Origin of the sequence: Janibacter melonis, from assembly GCF_003721155.3 — a bacterium.
GTDB lineage: Bacteria > Actinomycetota > Actinomycetes > Actinomycetales > Dermatophilaceae > Marihabitans > Marihabitans melonis.
Window position 1 is genome coordinate 917,048 of the sequence record NZ_CP044548.2, and the last position, 15,933, is coordinate 932,980.

General features: G+C 74.3%; 15 protein-coding genes. 8 read left to right on the forward strand and 7 right to left on the reverse strand.

All coding sequences use genetic code 11. The features are described from left to right. Nucleotides 1–23 precede the first annotated feature (23 nt). The 3 genes from EEW87_RS04380 to EEW87_RS04390 all read right to left on the reverse strand — a co-directional run bounded on the left by EEW87_RS04380 (nucleotide 24) and on the right by EEW87_RS04390 (nucleotide 3,569). Nucleotides 24–875 carry a MaoC/PaaZ C-terminal domain-containing protein gene (locus EEW87_RS04380; protein ID WP_123091847.1) on the reverse strand — a complete coding sequence of 284 codons (852 nt, stop codon included), beginning with the start codon at nucleotides 873–875 and terminating at the stop codon, nucleotides 24–26. After that, the gene (locus tag EEW87_RS04385) at nucleotides 875–2,212 is read right to left on the reverse strand and encodes a 3-oxoacyl-ACP reductase (RefSeq protein ID WP_123091848.1); all 1,338 of its coding nucleotides are present in this window, start codon (nucleotides 2,210–2,212) and stop codon (nucleotides 875–877) included. Before EEW87_RS04385 ends, EEW87_RS04380 begins: the two co-directional genes overlap by 1 nt. A 61-nt stretch (nucleotides 2,213–2,273) precedes the next feature. Next, the gene (locus EEW87_RS04390) at nucleotides 2,274–3,569 is read right to left on the reverse strand and encodes an acetyl-CoA C-acetyltransferase (RefSeq protein ID WP_123091849.1); all 1,296 of its coding nucleotides are present in this window, start codon (nucleotides 3,567–3,569) and stop codon (nucleotides 2,274–2,276) included. Between the two features lie 118 nt (nucleotides 3,570–3,687). Here EEW87_RS04390 and EEW87_RS04395 point away from each other — a divergent pair, with 118 nt between their 5' ends. Then, on the forward strand, nucleotides 3,688–4,371 hold the full coding sequence (locus EEW87_RS04395; protein ID WP_068275547.1) for a TetR/AcrR family transcriptional regulator: 684 nt from the start codon (nucleotides 3,688–3,690) through the stop codon (nucleotides 4,369–4,371). 31 nt (nucleotides 4,372–4,402) lie between these two features. Beyond that, on the forward strand, nucleotides 4,403–6,325 hold the full coding sequence (locus EEW87_RS04400; RefSeq protein WP_225985037.1) for an acyl-CoA dehydrogenase family protein: 1,923 nt from the start codon (nucleotides 4,403–4,405) through the stop codon (nucleotides 6,323–6,325). A gap of 46 nt (nucleotides 6,326–6,371) precedes the next feature. Here EEW87_RS04400 and EEW87_RS04405 read toward each other — a convergent pair whose 3' ends face one another. Next, nucleotides 6,372–7,118, reverse strand: coding sequence for a flavodoxin family protein (locus tag EEW87_RS04405; RefSeq protein ID WP_068275541.1), 747 nt, complete (start codon nucleotides 7,116–7,118; stop codon nucleotides 6,372–6,374). A gap of 107 nt (nucleotides 7,119–7,225) precedes the next feature. Between EEW87_RS04405 and EEW87_RS04410 the strand changes: the two genes are divergently transcribed. Further along, complete coding sequence (locus EEW87_RS04410; protein WP_123091851.1) at nucleotides 7,226–8,407, forward strand: MarP family serine protease; 1,182 nt, start codon at nucleotides 7,226–7,228, stop codon at nucleotides 8,405–8,407. 7 nt (nucleotides 8,408–8,414) lie between these two features. Here EEW87_RS04410 and EEW87_RS04415 read toward each other — a convergent pair whose 3' ends face one another. Further along, entirely contained in the window at nucleotides 8,415–8,783 is a 369-nt protein-coding gene (locus tag EEW87_RS04415; RefSeq protein ID WP_123091852.1) for a winged helix-turn-helix transcriptional regulator, read from the reverse strand. 231 nt (nucleotides 8,784–9,014) lie between these two features. Here EEW87_RS04415 and EEW87_RS04420 point away from each other — a divergent pair, with 231 nt between their 5' ends. After that, the gene (locus EEW87_RS04420; RefSeq protein WP_123091853.1) at nucleotides 9,015–9,665 is read left to right on the forward strand and encodes an NAD(P)-dependent oxidoreductase; all 651 of its coding nucleotides are present in this window, start codon (nucleotides 9,015–9,017) and stop codon (nucleotides 9,663–9,665) included. A 99-nt stretch (nucleotides 9,666–9,764) separates the two neighbouring features. On the opposite strand, the gene EEW87_RS04425 is transcribed toward EEW87_RS04420, so the two are convergent. Beyond that, entirely contained in the window at nucleotides 9,765–9,998 is a 234-nt protein-coding gene (locus EEW87_RS04425; RefSeq protein WP_123091854.1) for a superinfection immunity protein, read from the reverse strand. Between the two features lie 38 nt (nucleotides 9,999–10,036). Continuing rightward, nucleotides 10,037–10,744: a response regulator gene (locus tag EEW87_RS04430; RefSeq protein WP_123091855.1), complete on the reverse strand. Its 708-nt coding sequence runs from the start codon at nucleotides 10,742–10,744 to the stop codon at nucleotides 10,037–10,039. A gap of 48 nt (nucleotides 10,745–10,792) precedes the next feature. Between EEW87_RS04430 and EEW87_RS04435 the strand changes: the two genes are divergently transcribed. From EEW87_RS04435 to EEW87_RS04450, 4 genes are read left to right on the forward strand one after another with little or no spacing between them, the layout of a single operon-like run. Then, nucleotides 10,793–12,109 carry an NAD(P)/FAD-dependent oxidoreductase gene (locus EEW87_RS04435; protein ID WP_163562374.1) on the forward strand — a complete coding sequence of 439 codons (1,317 nt, stop codon included), beginning with the start codon at nucleotides 10,793–10,795 and terminating at the stop codon, nucleotides 12,107–12,109. Nucleotides 12,110–12,151: 42 nt separating this feature from the next. Further along, nucleotides 12,152–13,375: an MFS transporter gene (locus EEW87_RS04440; RefSeq protein WP_123091857.1), complete on the forward strand. Its 1,224-nt coding sequence runs from the start codon at nucleotides 12,152–12,154 to the stop codon at nucleotides 13,373–13,375. Nucleotides 13,376–13,406: 31 nt separating this feature from the next. Further along, nucleotides 13,407–14,339: an ABC transporter ATP-binding protein gene (locus tag EEW87_RS04445; protein ID WP_123091858.1), complete on the forward strand. Its 933-nt coding sequence runs from the start codon at nucleotides 13,407–13,409 to the stop codon at nucleotides 14,337–14,339. After that, nucleotides 14,336–15,928, forward strand: coding sequence for an ABC transporter permease (locus EEW87_RS04450; protein WP_123091859.1), 1,593 nt, complete (start codon nucleotides 14,336–14,338; stop codon nucleotides 15,926–15,928). The genes EEW87_RS04445 and EEW87_RS04450 overlap by 4 nt, the downstream gene beginning before the upstream one ends. Nucleotides 15,929–15,933: the final 5 nt, after the last annotated feature.

The window sequence follows — 15,933 nt, forward strand, 5'->3', positions numbered from 1 at the left end:
TGCGGCCGTCGGGGCGAAGGAGGTCAGTCGAGCGTGAGGACGAGGTGCTCGGTCTCGGGGTGGCGGGCCCGGCGCAGGGCGAGGACGGCCGTCGCACCCGGCGCGGTGGGGCCCGCGACGAGCTCGACCCGGCCCGGCAGCAGCACCGGCTTCTTGAACCACACGTGGCTGGTCGACGGGCCGTTCGCCCGCGGCCCGAGGGTGCCCAGGCACCGGGCGTAGGTCCACATCCCGTGCGCGATCGCCGACGGGAAGCCCATGGCCCGCGCGGTGAGCGCGCTCATGTGGATCGGGTTGACGTCGCCGGAGACCCGCGCGTACTGCCGACCGAGGTCGCCGGGCAGCGACCACACCGCGGCGGGGTGACCGGTCGGCGTGGCCGGAGGGGCGTCGCCGCGCGGTGCCTCGGCATCGCCGCGGCCGCGCGCGAGGTACGTCGAGCGCCCCTCCCAGACGACCTCACCGGCGACCTCGGTCACCGTGACGAGGTCGACCGTGCGCCCCTTCGGGTGCGGGGCGAGCCGCTCCGCGTGCACGGTGATGTCGAGGACGTCGTCGGCGGTCAGCCGGCGGTGCACGGTGATCGCGTTCTCCACGTGGACGAGCCCGACGAGCGGCAGCGGGAAGCCGCGCCGGCTCATGAGCTCCATCTGCAGCGGGAAGCCGAGGACGTGCGGGTAGGTGTGCGGCAGCGTGTCGTCGGCGGCGAAGCCGCACAGCCGCTGGTAGGTGCGCAGGTCGCCCCGGTCGACCCGCTGCTCCGCGAGCCGCAGCGAGACGTCGGGGAGGGTCTCCCCCTTCGCCCGGCCGCCGATCGCCGACCGCAGGAAGACCGGACCCAGCCGCGGGGTGCGGGTCAGCGTCTCGGTCGCCATCAGGCGCCCAGGAGCATCTGGCCGCAGACCCGCACGACGGTGCCGGTGACGCCGCGGTTGGCGTCCCACGCGAACCAGCCGATGGTCTCGGCGACGTCGACGGTCTGCCCGCCCTGGCTCAGGCTGTTCGTCAGCCGGCCGATCTCGCGGGTGGCGAGCGGGATCTTCGCCGTCATCTCGGTCTCGATGAAGCCCGGTGCCACGGCGTTGACCGTGACCCCCTTCGCCCGGATCTGCTCGTCCTGCGCCAGCGCGGTCGTCATGCCGATGACACCGGCCTTGCTCGCCGCGTAGTTCGCCTGGCCGCGGTTGCCCGCGATGCCGGCGATCGACGCCACGTTGACGACATGGCCGCCCTCCCGGATCGCCGGGACGAGCGCCTCGTTCATCGCGAGGATCGACGTGAGGTTGACGTCGAGCACCGAGGCCCAGCGCTCCGCGTCGGTGTTGGCGAGCAGCTTGTCGCGGGTGATGCCGGCGTTGTGGACGACGACGTCGAAGCCGCCGTGCCGGGCCTGGGCGTGCTCGACGATCTTCGCGCCCGCGTCGGGCGAGGTGACGTCGACCTGCAGCGCGGTGCCGCCGATGCGGTTGGCGACCTCGGCGAGCGGTCCGCCGGCGGCGGGGATGTCGACGCAGACGACGGTCGCGCCGTCGCGGGCGAGGACGTCGGCGATCGAGGCGCCGATACCGCGCGCCGCACCGGTGACGACGGCGACCTTGCCGGCGAGCGGCTGGTCCCAGTCGGCCGGGGCCTCGACCGGCGCGACGGGCTCGCCGACGCGCACGACCTGGGCGTCGACGTAGGCCGAGCGCCCGGAGAGCAGGAAGCGGATCGTCGCGTCGACGCCCTCGTCGGCGCCCTCGGCGACGAGCACGAGGTTGGCCGTGCCCCCGCCGCGCATCTCCTTGCCGACCGAGCGCACGACGCCCTCGAGCGCGCGTCGCGCCGCGGACTGGGCGACCGAGGTCGCCTCCTCGACGGGCCGGCCGACGACGACGACGCGACCGGTCGGGGCGAGGGTCTTCAGCGCCGGCGAGAGGACGGCGCGCAGCGACTCGAGGTCGGCCGGGCTCTCCACCGAGGTCATGTCGACGACCACGCCGGCGACCGAGGTCGAGGCGCTCGTCGCCACGGGGATGCCCTCGGCCTCGAGCAGCCCGCGGACGCGGTCGGCAACCGGCGTCTGCCCGTGACCGCCGAGCAGGACGGCCCCGTGGATGAGCGAGTCACCGACGCGGTGGCGCCGCAGCCGGGTCGGGCGGGGCAGCCCGAGCGAGGTGGCCAGCTGCTTGCCGATGCCGCCGCTGACGAGCTTGCCGTAGTCGAATGCCATGGAGGGGGTCTCCTCGTGTGTGGTGGGGCGAAGGGGGTGTGCGGCGCGGGCCGGGTGAGGCTCAGGCGCCCTCGAGGATCGCGACGACGCCCTGGCCGCCGGCGGCGCACACGGAGATCAGGCCTCGGCTGCCCGGGCCCTTCTCGTGGAGCATCTTCGCCAGGGCGGCGACGATGCGCCCGCCCGTGGCGGCGAAGGGGTGACCCGCGGCGAGCGAGGAGCCGTTGACGTTGAGCCGGTCGCGGTCGATCGAGCCGAGCGGGGCGTCGAGACCGAGACGGTCGCGGCAGAAGTCCTCGTCCTCCCAGGCCGCGAGCGTCGAGAGCACGGTCGCGGCGAAGGCCTCGTGGATCTCGTAGAAGTCGAAGTCCTGCAGGGTGAGGCCGTTGCGCGCCAGCAGGCGGGGCACCGCGTAGGCGGGGGCCATGAGCAGGCCCTCGGCGCCGTGGACGTAGTCGACCGCGGCGGCCTCGCCGTCGACGAGGTAGGCCTGCACGGCGAGCCCGTGCTCGGCGGCCCACTCCTCGCTGCCGAGGAGGACGACGGACGCGCCGTCGGTGAGCGGGGTCGAGTTGCCGGCGGTCATCGTCGCCTGCTCGCCCTTGCCGAAGGCTGGCCCCAGCGTCGCGAGCTTCTCCATCGACGAGTCCGGGCGCAGGTTCTGGTCGCGGCTCAGACCGGCGAAGGAGGTCATGAGGTCGTCCATGAAGCCCTCGTCGTAGGCGCGCGCGAGGTTGCGGTGGCTCTTCATCGCCAGCTCGTCCTGGGCCTCGCGGGTGATGCCCCACGTCTTGGCGGTGATCGCCATGTGCTCGCCCATCGACAGCCCGGTGCGCGGCTCGGTGTTCGCCGGCGTCTCGATGCCGATGTCGGTCGGACGGATCTTGCTCAGCGCGAGGGCCTGCTTCTTCGCCCCCTTCGCGCGGTTGACCGCGAGCAGCTTGGTCCGCAGCCGCTCGCTGATGGTGATCGGCGCGTCGGAGGCGGTGTCGACGCCGCCGGCGATGCCGGACTCGACCTGGCCGAGCCGGATCTTGTTGCTCACGAGGATCGCGGCCTCGAGACCGGTGCCGCACGCCTGCTGGATGTCGTAGGCGCTCGTGTGCGGGTCCAGGCTCGAGCCGAGGACCGCCTCACGGGTGAGGTTGAAGTCGCGGCTGTGCTTGACGACGGCGCCGGCGACGACCTCGCCGATGCGCTGCCCGCCGAGGTCGTAGCGGGCGACGAGACCTTCGAGCGCGGCGGTGAGCATGTCCTGGTTGCTCGCCTGCGCGTAGGGGCCGAACTGCCGGGCGAAGGGGATCCGGTTGCCACCGAGGACGGCGGCGCGACGCGGGAGGTTCGGGGTGGACGTCACGAAGGACTCCTCGGTGTGTCGTGGGGTGCAGCGGGCCGCGACCGGGCTGCCCGGGGCGGGTCATTTATGCGATACGGACGGTAGCAGGTACTTCTGGTGCCTGCTAGCGTCGAGCGCTGTGAGCACGACCACCGACGGACGCAGCGCGCGCTGGGACGCGCACCGCCAGCAACGACGCGTCGAGCTCGTCGAGGCGGCGCTGCACGCCATCCGCGAGCACGGCGCCTCGGTCGGCATGGATGAGATCGCGACCTCGGCGGGCACGAGCAAGACGGTCTTCTACCGCCACTTCACCGACCGCTCGGGCCTCTACCGCGCCGTCGCCGAGCGCGTCGACGAGCTCATCCTGCGCGACGTCGGCCGGGTCGTCGGGCAGAGCCTGCGCGAGACCGATCTCGCCGAGCTCGACGAGGATCCCCGCTCGCTCATCGCCGCGGCCGTGCGCGCCTACCTCCACCTCGTCGAGCGCGACCCCGAGGTGTACCGCTTCATCGTCTCGGCGCCGATCGTCGTCGCCGAGCGCACCGGCAACGCCGCCGAGGTCGCCGCCGACACGACCGGCCGGATGGCCCTGCAGATCGGCGACCTCATCGCCCAGGGCCTCGTCGCCCGCGGCAGCGACCCCGCCCCCGCCCGGGTGTGGGGGCTCTCGCTCGTCGGCATGGTCCGCGCCGCCGCCGACGCCTGGCTCGCCGGCGAGGTCGGCGAGATCTCCGCCGACGAGCTCACCGAGCAGCTCACCGACCTCGCCTGGCACGGCGCGAAGACCGCGTGGTCACCGGCACACCGCTCCCGGGCCTGAGATCGCCCGTCGCCCTGCCAGGATGCGGCTCATGGGTACCGCCGAGCAGATCCGGACCGTCCTCGACGGTCGATGGGGCGAGGTGCGCCAGCAGGTGCGCACCGAGCTCGACCCCGCCGACTTCGCACCGCCGCGCGACCTGCTGCCGATGGACGAGCACCGCCAGCGCACCCTCGACGCCGTCCTGCGGCTCGCCGGGACGACCGACTTCGCGCGCAACGGGCTGACCCGTGAGCAGGGCGGGACCGACGACCACGGGGCGTCCGTCACCGCCTTCGAGATGCTCGGCCACGCCGACCTGTCGGTCTTCGTCAAGGCCGGGGTCCAGTTCGGTCTCTTCGGCGGCGCGATCGCCGGGCTCGGCACCCAGCGGCACTGGGACGCCTACCTGCCCGGGATGGCCGACGGCTCGCTGCTCGGGTGCTTCGCGATGACGGAGACCGGGCACGGCTCCGACGTGCAGTCCCTGCTGACGACCGCGACCTACCTGCCCGAGAGCGACGAGCTCGAGATCCACAGCCCCTCGCTCGCCGCGCGCAAGGACTACATCGGCGGCGCGGCGCGCGACGCCCGTCTCGCGGCGGTCTTCGCCCAGCTCGTCGTCGACGGCGAGCAGCACGGCGTGCACTGCGTCCTCGTGCCGATCCGCGACGGGGACGGCACCGTCCGCCCAGGGGTCACCGTCGGCGACTGCGGCGCGAAGATGGGGCTGCGCGGCGTCGACAACGGCCGGCTCAGCTTCGACCACGTCCGGGTGCCGCGGCACAACCTGCTCAACCGCTACGGCACGATCGACGACGACGGGCGCTACCACTCCCCGATCGAGAGCGCGTCGCGCCGCTTCTTCACCATGCTCGGCACGCTCGTGCGCGGGCGGATCTCCGTGGCCGGCGGCGCCGGTGCCGCGACCCGCACGGCGCTGACCCTCGCCATCACCTACGCCGAGCACCGCACGCAGTTCCACGTGCCGAGCGGCGAGCGCGAGGTGCACCTGCTCGACTACCGCGCCCACCAGGCCAAGCTGCTGCCCCGCCTGGCCCGCAGCTACGCGCTGATGCTCGCGCAGAACGCGCTCGTCGAGCAGATGCACCGCATCGCCACCGGCGAGGAGGACGGCGAGGACGCTCAGCGCGAGCTCGAGGCCCGGGCCGCCGGCATCAAGGCGCTGACGACCGAGCACGCGACCCAGACCATCCAGGTCTGCCGCGAGGCGTGCGGCGGGGCCGGGTACCTCTCGGTCAACCGCTTCGCCGACCTCAAGGCCGACACCGACGTCTTCACGACCTTCGAGGGCGACAACACCGTGCTCCTCCAGCTCGTCGCGAAGGGGATGCTCACGAGCTACTCCGACGCCTTCCACGAGCTCGACACCCGTGGGGCCTTCTTCTTCGGCGCGCGCCAGGTCACCGAGGCGGTCATCGAGCGCACCGTCGGCGGGTCGATCATCCAGCGCCTCATCAGCGGCAGCCCGGGCCGGGACGGCGACGCGGCGCTCGCCGACCGCGGCGGGCAGCTCGACCTCTTCGAGGACCGGGAGAAGCACCTGCTCGAGACCCTGGCGATGCGGCTGCGCCGTGCGGGCGACGACGGAGCCGACTCCTTCGCGATCTTCAACGACGCCCAGCCGCACCTGCTGCTCGCCGCCCGGGCGCACGTCGAGCGCGTCGTGCTCGAGGCCTTCGTCGCGGCCGTCGACGCGACGCCGCCGGGCGAGGCGCGCGAGCTGCTCGACACGGTCTGCGACCTCTACGCGCTGAGCACCATCGCGCAGGACCGCGCGTGGTTCGTCGAGCACGGACGCCTGTCGGCCCAGCAGTCCAAGGACCTGCTCGGCGCGGTCGACCAGCGGTGCGCGCAGCTGCGCCCGCACGCCCAGACCCTCGTCGACGCCTTCGCCATCCCCATGGCGTGGCGCGAGACCGAGCTGCTCGAGGACCTCGGCGACGTGAGCTGATCCCCCTTCGCCCTCCTGCCGGGGACCGGGCGAAGGGGGACCCGGCTCAGCTGCTCGGGATGCTGCGGGTCGGAGCGACGTAGCCGAAGCGCTCGCCGTCGGACCACGCCTGGCGGTCGTTGCCGTACGTCGGCAGCCCGCCGGCGCGGCGCAGCATCGCGGCGGTGTGCATGAGGTTCCACGCCATGATCGTCGAGTTGTGGGCGGTGAAGTCGCTGTCGAAGCCGACCGGCTGATCACCTTCCTGCTCGTCGCCGAAGGACGGGCCGGGGCCGATCTCGCCGATCCAGCCGGCGTCGGCCTGGGGCGGGATCGTGTAGCCGAGGTGGCTCAGCGCGAAGAGCAACGACATCGCCGTGTGCTTCACCCCGTCCTCGTTGCCGGTGATGATCGCGCCGCCGGCGCGGCCGTAGAAGACCGACTGCCCCTGGTCGTTGAGCTCGCCGGACATCGCGTACAGCCGCTCGACCACCCGGCGGCACACCGAGCTCTCCTCGCCCAGCCACAGCGGGGTGCCGATGACGAGGATGTCGGCGCGCTCGACCCGCGGCCACAGGTCGGGCCAGGCGTCGTCGGGGAAGTCATCGCGCATGTCGGGCTGCACGCCCGGGGCGATGGGGTGGTCCATGGCGTAGAGGGTGTCGACCTCGACGCCGGCGCCGCTCATGATGGCGCCGAGGCTCTCGAGCAGGACGCCGGTGTGGGACTGGGTGGAGTCCTTGGTCAGCGAGCAGTTGATCAGCAGAGCGCGCAGGTCGTCGTAGCGCGGCGCGGTGGGGGTGGTCTGGCTCATGACCTCAGGCTAGGGAGCATCCGCGCAGATGGGGGCCGTGCCGGCGCAGCACTTTCACAGCCGCGGCACCTACGCTCCGAGCACCGCCCTCGACCTCAGGAGGCCTCATGGACGGCGCGCTGCTCGTCGACCTCCTCGTCGTGGTCACCCTGCTCACCGCCGTGCTCAGCGGGTGGGCCCGGGGCCTGGGCCGCACGGTCGGGGCGCTCGCGGGAGCCGTCGGCGGCGCGCTCCTCGCCCTCGCCGTCGTCGTCCCGTGGGCCGAGGAGCGGCTCGGGCCGCAGACCTCGCCCACCCTGCTCGTCGTCGTCGCCGGCATCCTGTGCGTCGTCACCGGCGCCGCGCTCGGCACCGCGCTCGGCGGCCTGCTCCACCGTGCGCTCGCCCGCATCAGGCTGGGCTGGCTCGACGCCGCCGGGGGCGCCCTCGCGGGGTCCGTCATCACCGCCGTCATCTGGGTGCTCGTCGCGGCGCTCGTGCCGGTCGTCGGGTCGGCGACCGTCACCGACAGCGTGTCGAGCTCGCGGGCGCTCGCCGCCCTCACCCGCGTCGTGCCCGACGAGCTGCAGGACCGCACCGCGCTCGCCCGCGCCCTCGAGCGCAGCCAGCCGTGGCTCGCGGAGGTCGCCGGCAGCCCGTCGCAGCCCCCCTCGATCCCCGCCGTGGACGTCGACTCGGCCGCCCTGCAGAGCTCGAGCGCCTCGGTCGTGCGCGTGAGCGGGGACGCCCGCGCCTGCCGCAGCGTCGTCACCGGCAGCGGCTTCGTCATCGCGCCCGACCGGGTGATGACCAACGCGCACGTCGTCGCCGGGGTGGACGCACCGGTCGTGCGGGCGCCGGGCGAGCTGCCGGTGACCGGCCGCGTCGTCTACGTCGACGAGCGCCAGGACCTCGCCGTCGTCGCGACCGACGGCCTCGACGCCCCCGCCCTCAGTCTGCGCACCGGGGCCCGGTCCGGCGACGTCGCCGTCGTCGCGGGGTACCCGCACGGCGTGCGTCAGCTCCAGCTCGAGGCCGCGCAGGTCGTCGGCCAGCGCAGCACGATCGTCACGACCGACGGCCAGTCACGGCTGCGTCGCGTGCTCACCCTCGCCTCGGACATCCAGCAGGGCAACTCGGGGGGCCCGGTCCTCGGCTCCGACGGGCACGTCATCGGCGTCGTCTTCGCCAAGGCGGTCGCCGTCGACCGGGTGGCGTACGCGGTGCCGGCATCTGTCGCCGCGCCGGTCGTCGAGCGCGCGCCGGGGATGACCGAGGCGGTGCCGACGGGCAGCTGCACGGCCGCCTGATGGTGGGTCAGACGCGCTCGGCCACCCGCTGACGCGAGCCGAGCACCTCGTCCATGTGCTCCCGGGCCCAGTCCTCGAGGGCGAGCAGGGGGACGCGCAGCGAGTGACCGAGCGCGGTGAGCTCGTACTCGACCCGCGGCGGCACCTCGGCGAAGACGGTGCGGGTCACGAGCCCGTCGGCCTCGAGCCCGCGCAGGGTCTGGGTGAGCATCTTCTGCGAGACGCCGTCGACCCGGCGCCGCAGCTGCGAGAAGCGCTGCGGCCCGTCGGCGAGGATGCCGATGACGAGCACCGTCCACCGGTCGCCGATGCGGTCGAGCAGGGCGCGCGAGGGGCACCCCTGGACGTAGGGGTCGTAGTCCTGCGGTGTCGTCATGTCTCTCCTGCTCCTGCGGTGCCTGCTCTGGCCCCTGCGTGCTGCTGCTGCGCGTGCTGCTGCGGTGGGTCGGTGCGGCTCGAGCGGGGCGACGGCGGCGCGACGGTGACCGCCCGGTGACCTGGTCACCGCCAAGTGCCTTCTTCCCCTTCGATACCAGGTCACCTACGGTAACCATTGGAGCGGCCCGGCACCAGGCCCGGCCGCGCTGACCCACCAAGGAGCACACCCATGACCCGCATCACCGTCCTCGGGGGCACCGGTTACACCGGTCGCCACATCGCCGCCACCGCCGCGGCGAAGGGGCACGACGTCACGACGTGGAGCCGCAGCGCCCCGGCCGAGCCGGTCGAGGGCGCCACCCACCGCACCGGCGACCTCTCCGACCCGGCCGTCGTCGCCGCCGCGGTCGAGGGCGCCGACGTCGTCGTCTCCGCGGTCTCGCCGCGCGGCGAGCTCGCGGAGCAGGGCGCGCTGCGCGGGATCCTCGCGACCGCGGCGCGGCAGGCCCAGGAGCGCGGCGTCCGCCTCGGCGTCATCGGCGGCGCCGGGTCCTTGCACGTCGCCGAGGGCGGCCCGCTCCTCGTCGACACCCCGGACTTCCCGGAGGCCTTCGCCCCGGAGGCTCGCGAGCTCACCGCGGTCCTGCAGGACCTGCGCGCCTCCGACGAGGCGCTCGACTGGTTCTTCCTCTCCCCCGCCGCGGGTTTCGGCGCGTACGCCCCCGGAGAGGCGACGGGCAGCTACCGCACCGGCGGCGACGTGCTGCTCGCCGACGAGCAGGGCGAGTCCTTCATCTCCGGCGAGGACCTCGCGCTCGCCGTCGTCGACGAGATCGAGCAGCCGGCGCACCGCCGCGCCCGCTTCACCGTCGCGTACTGACCGACCGGGGTCCCCGGCGCGCGCCGTCCCGGTGCGCGCCGGCCCCGCGGTCGCAGGTCAGCGGTCGCAGGTCAGCGGTCGCAGGTCAGCGGTCGCAGGTCAGCGGACCCCGAGGACCCGGTGCTCGCGGATCGACATGACGAGGGCCACCACCCAGCCGACGACGGTCCAGCCGAGGAGCAGGTTCACCCAGAAGACGCTCCACATGTTGCGGTTGCCCCGCACCGCGGCGATCGCCCACGGCAGCATGTAGCCGGCCGTGACGACCGCGACGACGATCGCGACGAGCGAGCTCACGGGGCGGGACGTCCGGTCGGTGATGACGGTAGGCATGGGCCGACGCTAACGCCCGAGGGTGCGAGGAGGCTGGGTCAGCCCTCTCCCGTGTCCAGGCCCGGGTGAGCGGGCTGCACGAGGTCGCGCCGGGACTCCAGGCCGAGCTTGCGCAGGATGCTGCGCATGTGGGTCCGCACGGTCGTCACCTCGATGCGCAGGCGCTGGGCCATCTGGGGGTTGGTCAGCCCGTCGAGGACGAGCTGGAGGATCTGCGCCTCCCGGTCGGTGAGCGGCTCGGCCGGCGTGAGACGCGGGGTCGGACGGTCGGCGCCGGGTCCGAGGTCGAGCACCTCTCCCCCGGCGCGCACCTGGCGCAGGGCGGCGAGGAGCGCGTCGGCCGAGACGGTCTTCGCGACGAGGGCGTCAGCGCCGGCGAGCATCGCCATCTGCACGTCGACGGTGCGGGTGAAGGACGTGAAGACGACGACCCGCGCGGTGCAGGCCGTCTTGATCGAACGACACAGCTCGATGCTGGCGCGGATGCCCCCGAGCCGCACCGGCAGGACGACGACGTCGGGCTGCAGCCGGGAGGCCTGCGACAACGCCTCGGCGGCGGTGCCCGCCTCGCCGACGACGGCGACGTCGTCGTGCTCGCGCAGCATCGCCTGCAGCCCGCGCAGCACGACGGGGTGGTCCTCGACGAGGAGGACGCGGATCGGCGGGCTCACGCCCTCACCCCCTTCGTCGACGTCGGTGCGCACCGAAGATCTCACGACGACCGCCGTGGTGCTCCCGATGATCATCCCGAAGGGAGGATGGCACCGGTCACGCGGGTGCCTAGCGTGAGGAGCATGGCCCAGCAGAGCGTCCCCAGCAGCATCTCCGGCCGACCCCGTCGGGTCGGCGTCGTCGTCGTCGGAGCCGGGGTGGTGGGCGCGAGCGTCGCCCGTGACCTCGCGCGGCGCGGCACCGAGGTGGTCGTCGTCGACGGCGCCCCGGGCATCGGCGGTGGGTGCTCCTACGCCAACGCCGCGATCCTCGCGCCCGGCCACGTGACGCCTCTCGCGACGCCCGCGCTGCTGCGCGAGGCCCCGGTGCAGATGCTGCGGCGCCCGGCGGCCGTCGCCGTGCGGCCCGCGCGGGGTCTGGCTCCCTGGCTCGGGCGGCTCGCGGCGTCCGCCGCGCCGCACCGCTCCGGTCCCGGCGGCCACCTCTTGCGCGCGCTGGCCCACGAGAGCACCACGCTGCACCGCGAGCTCGCCGACCGCGGTCTCAGCCCGACCCTGCGAGGGACCGGCGCGGTCGACGTCTACCTCCGCGAGGCCCGGGGAGCGGCCCTCTCGCCGGAGCAGCTGCGCGCGCTCGAGCCGATGCTCGGTGAGGTCGCGGGCGGGTCGCACGACGAGGACGAGTGGACCGTCGAGAGCCGCAGCTACGTGAGCGCGACCCTCGAGGACGCCGTCGCGCACGGCGCCGAGCTGCACTTCGGCACCGACGTGCGCGCGCTCGTGCCGCACGCCGACGGCGGGCACCACGTCGTCACCGACCGCACCACCGTGCACGCCGATCACGTCGTCCTCGCCGCGGGCGTCGAGTCCTCCGTCCTCGCCGCACAGGTCGGCGTCGAGCTCCCCCTTCGCGGCGGTCGCGGCTACGTCGTCGACGTCGCCGCGACCGAGTCGGACCTGCGCATGCCCGTGCGGATCAAGGAGCACCGCGTCGTCGTCACCCCGCTCGAGGACCGGGTGCGGGTGTGCGGGTCGATCGAGTTCGGCGACGAGTCCCGACCGGCCGACCTGCGCCGCGCCGACGCGCTGCTGGAGGTCGCGACGCGGGTGCTGCCGGACCTCGCCGGTCGAGAGGTGCTCGACCGGTGGGCCGGTGAGCGCCCGTGCACCCCGGACGGGATGCCGCTCGTCGGCACCTCGCGGGTCGCCCCGGGCCTGGCGGTCGCGACGGGCCACGGCATGTGGGGGATGATCCTCGCCCCCGTCACCGCACGCCTCATCACCGAGGCGCTCCTCGACGGCCCCGCCCTGCCGACCGACGGGTGGCTGCACCCCGACCGCTTCACCCGCGGGTCCCACCGGCGGTCCCTGCCCGGTGGGGCGCGCGCGGGCCTGGCGCGACGCGGGCGGGTCGACGGCGGCGTCCGCGCCGCCTCCTAGACTGCGGACGCGGTGCGCCCCGGCACCCCCTGAGCGCGAGGTGTGAGGCCGACGTCCACGAGCCCTGACGCGTCCTGGCGCGGCCACGACCGCGGCAGCCGGGAGTACCGCCGCATACTCGTCGCCCTGCTCGGGGCGGGTGTCGCGACCTTCGCCCAGCTGTACTCGCCGCAGGGCGTGCTCCCCCTCCTCGCGGGCGACCTCGACATCGACCCCGCGCGGGCCAGCCTGTCGATCTCCGCGGCGACAACCGGGCTGGCGCTGTCGGTGCTGCCGTGGTCGGTGCTCGCCGACCGGGTCGGTCGGGTGAGCGCGATGCGTCTCGCCCTCGTGAGCGCGACGGTCTTCGGGCTCGTCATGCCGTGGTGCCCGTGGTTCGAGGCGCTCGTCGTCGTGCGGGTGCTCGAAGGGGTGGCCCTCGGCGGCATCCCGGGCGTCGCCGTGACCTATCTCAGCGAGGAGGTCTCGGCCCGCTCCGCCGCCGTCGCCGCCGGGACGTACGTGTCGGGGACGACCGTCGGGGGGCTGCTCGGCCGGCTCGTCGCGGCACCCGTGGCCGACGTCGCGGGGTGGCGCGTGGGGACCTTCGCCGTCGCCGTGCTCGCAGCGGTGGCGACGGCGGTCTTCTTCGTCGTCACGCCCCCGCCGCAGGGGTTCCGCCCACGGCGCTCGTCGGTGGGGACGACCCTGCAGGCGGTGCGCCGGCACCTGCGCGACCGCCACCTCGTCGCGCTCTACGCGCAGGGGCTGCTCCTCATGGGCGGCTTCGTCGCCGTCTACAACTACCTCACCTTCCGTCTCGAGGCCCCGCCCTTCCTCGTGCCGGTGGGCGCGGCGAGCCTGCTCTTCCTCGCCTACCTCGCCGGCACCGTCAGCTCCCGTGTCGCCGCCGGGCTCGTCGCCCGGCTCGGACGACGCGCGGTCCTGCTCGCCTCGACCGGGGTCATGGTCGCGGGCACCCTCGTCACCCTCGCCGACTCGCTCGTCGTCGTCATCGGCCTCGTCGTGCTCACCGCCGGGTTCTTCGGGGCCCACTCGGTGGCGTCGGGGTGGTCGGGCACGGCCGCTCGCGGCGACCGCTCGCAGTCCACCTCGTTGTACACGCTCTTCTACTACGGCGGGTCGAGCATCTTCGGCTACCTCGGCGGGCTGGCCTGGAGCGCGCTGGGCTGGGGCGGTCTCGTGACGATGGTCGTCGCGCTGTGCTGCGCCGCCGCCCTCTGGGCGGCGCTGGGCATCCGGGAGGTCCTGCCCCGATCGGGCTGACGCGGCGCCGGACCCGTGCCAGCATCGAGACATGGAGCTGGCCGTCGAGCTGAGCGACGTCGTCAAGACCTTCGGGCGGGCCCGGGCGCTCGACGGGCTGGACCTGCAGGTGCGCACGGGCGAGGTCCACGGCTTCCTCGGGCCGAACGGCGCGGGCAAGTCGACGACGATGCGCGTGCTCCTCGGCCTCATCCGCGTCGACAGCGGCAGGGCGCGCCTCCTCGGGTTCGACCCCTGGCCGGACCCGGCCGCGCTGCACCGGCGGGTCGCCTACGTCCCCGGCGACGTCACGCTGTGGCCGTCTCTCACCGGCGGCGAGGTCATCGACCTGCTCGGCCGGTTGCGCGGGGGCCTGGACCGACGACGGCTCGACGAGCTGCTCGAGCGCTTCGAGCTCGACCCGACGAAGCGCACGCGCACGTACTCGAAGGGCAACCGGCAGAAGGTCGCGCTCGTCGCCGCCCTCGCCGGCCACGCCGATCTCTACCTGCTCGACGAGCCGACGTCGGGGCTCGACCCGCTCAAGGAGGCGGAGTTCCAGCGGTGCGTGCGCGAGGCCGCCGCAGACGGCGCGACGGTGCTGCTGAGCAGTCACGTGCTCGCCGAGGCCGAGGCGCTGAGCGACCGGGTGAGCATCATCCGGGCCGGTCGGCTCGTGCGGTCCGGGAGCCTGGCCGAGCTGCGCCAGCTGACGCGCACGACGGTGAGCGCGCAGGTGACGTCGCCTCCCGGGGCGCTGGCCGACGTGGACGGTGTCCACCACCTGCGCGTCGACGGCGACCGCGTGAGCCTCGACGTCGACCCCGACCACCTCGACGGGGTGCTCGAGGCGCTGTCCGCGCTCGGGGTGCGCTCACTCGTCGCCCACCCGCCCACGCTCGAAGAGCTCTTCCTGCGACAGTACGCGGACATGGACACGGACACCCCGGGCGCCCCCGACGACCGACCCTCGGACCTGTCATGAACCTCGGGCTGACCGGCACCGGCGAGCTCGCCCGGCTCGTCCTGCGCCGCGACAGGGTGCGCCTGCCCGCGTGGGTGCTCGGCCTGGGCGGGCTCGTCGCCTGGAGCGCGGTCGGGGTGCAGTCCGTCTACGACACCCCGGCGAAGGTCGCCGGCTACGCCGCCACAGTCGGGACGAGCCCGGTGAGCCGGCTCATGTCCGGGCGTCAGGCCGGCATCGACACGATCGGCGGGATCACCGCCAACGAGATCTCGCAGGTGGCCCAGCTCGGCGTGTGCCTCATGGTGACCTTCCTCGTCGTCCGGCACACGAGGGGCGACGAGGAGTCGGGACGCTCCGAGCTCCTCCGCTCCGGGGTCGTCGGCCGCCACGCCGCGACCCTCACCGCCCTCCTCTACGCCGTCGCGGCGGCGGTCGCCGTCGGGGGTATCACTGCGGCCTCGATGCTCGGCGTGGGCCTGGGCACGACGGGCACCGTCGCCTACGCCGTGGGCCTGGTGCTGCTCGGCGCGTGCTTCGCGGCCGTCGCCCTCGTCGCCGCCCAGCTGACGTCCTCGGCCCGCACCGCGCTGGCGCTCGCGGGCGCTGCCGTCGGCGTGGCGTACCTCGTCCGCGGTCTCGGGGCCATCCGCGACGACGCCCTCGTGTGGCTCTCCCCCTTCGGGTGGGCGCAGGAGATGCAGGCCTTCGGCACCGAGCGGTGGTGGCCGGCCGGGCTGCTCGCCGTCGCGACGGCCGCCCTGCTCGTCGGGGCGGCCTGGCTCGAGACCCGCCGCGACCACGGCGGCGCCCTCCTCCACCCCCGCCCCGGGCCGGCCCGCGCCTCGCGATGGCTCGCCTCCCCCCTCGCGCTCGTCCTGCGGGTCCAGCGAGGCGCGCTCGTCGGATGGGTGGTGGGTCTCGCCGCCCTGGCCGTCATCTACGGGGCGGTCATCCCCACGATCCCCGACCTCCTCGCGTCGAACCCCGAGATCGGGCAGTACATCGGAGCGAGCGGGAGCGCGCAGGAGGCGCTCGTCGACGCCTTCGTGCGCTACGTCCTGCTCTTCCTCGCGGTCGTGTCGACGGCCTTCGGGGTGGCCTGCGTGACCCGGCTGCACGGCGAGGAGGAGTCCGGCCGCGGCGAGCTCGTGCTCGCCGCGGCGGTCTCTCGCACCCGGTGGGTGGGCGCCACGGTCGCCGTCGCGTGCGCCGGCTCGCTGCTGCTCCTCCTCACGTCGGGTCTGGGCCTCGTCGTGGGGTACGTCCTCGGCGGCGGCGAAGGGGTCAGCCCCACCGAGGTCGTCGGTGGACAGCTGAGCTATCTGCCGGCCGTCCTCGTCGTCGTCGGCGTGGCCGTCCTCCTCGTGGGCGCACGACCCCGGGCGGTCCCGCTCGCATGGGTCGTCGTGGCAGCGGTCGCCGTGCTCGCCCTCCTCGGGCAGAGCCTCGGGCTGCCGGAGGGCGTCGAGCGGGTGTCCCCCTTCGCGGTGCTGCCGGGGGTGCCGGTCGAGCCCTTCGACCCGGTGCCCGGGGCGGTCGAGCTCGTCGTCGTCGCGCTCCTCGTCGGCGTGGGGACGTGGGCCTACCGCCGACGCGACCTCGGCTGATCGGA

What these genes read in the sequence shown, in the direction of transcription:
- EEW87_RS04380 (WP_123091847.1), bottom strand. Translation starts at nt 875, where the DNA reads ATGGCGACCGAGACGCTGACCCGCACCCCGCGGCTGGGTCCGGTCTTC.
- EEW87_RS04385 (WP_123091848.1), bottom strand. Translation starts at nt 2,212, where the DNA reads ATGGCATTCGACTACGGCAAGCTCGTCAGCGGCGGCATCGGCAAGCAG.
- EEW87_RS04400 (WP_225985037.1), top strand. Translation starts at nt 4,403, where the DNA reads ATGGGTACCGCCGAGCAGATCCGGACCGTCCTCGACGGTCGATGGGGC.
- EEW87_RS04405 (WP_068275541.1), bottom strand. Translation starts at nt 7,118, where the DNA reads ATGAGCCAGACCACCCCCACCGCGCCGCGCTACGACGACCTGCGCGCT.
- EEW87_RS04410 (WP_123091851.1), top strand. Translation starts at nt 7,226, where the DNA reads ATGGACGGCGCGCTGCTCGTCGACCTCCTCGTCGTGGTCACCCTGCTC.
- EEW87_RS04415 (WP_123091852.1), bottom strand. Translation starts at nt 8,783, where the DNA reads ATGACGACACCGCAGGACTACGACCCCTACGTCCAGGGGTGCCCCTCG.
- EEW87_RS04420 (WP_123091853.1), top strand. Translation starts at nt 9,015, where the DNA reads ATGACCCGCATCACCGTCCTCGGGGGCACCGGTTACACCGGTCGCCAC.
- EEW87_RS04425 (WP_123091854.1), bottom strand. Translation starts at nt 9,998, where the DNA reads ATGCCTACCGTCATCACCGACCGGACGTCCCGCCCCGTGAGCTCGCTC.
- EEW87_RS04430 (WP_123091855.1), bottom strand. Translation starts at nt 10,744, where the DNA reads ATGATCATCGGGAGCACCACGGCGGTCGTCGTGAGATCTTCGGTGCGC.
- EEW87_RS04435 (WP_163562374.1), top strand. Translation starts at nt 10,793, where the DNA reads ATGGCCCAGCAGAGCGTCCCCAGCAGCATCTCCGGCCGACCCCGTCGG.
- EEW87_RS04445 (WP_123091858.1), top strand. Translation starts at nt 13,407, where the DNA reads ATGGAGCTGGCCGTCGAGCTGAGCGACGTCGTCAAGACCTTCGGGCGG.
- EEW87_RS04450 (WP_123091859.1), top strand. Translation starts at nt 14,336, where the DNA reads ATGAACCTCGGGCTGACCGGCACCGGCGAGCTCGCCCGGCTCGTCCTG.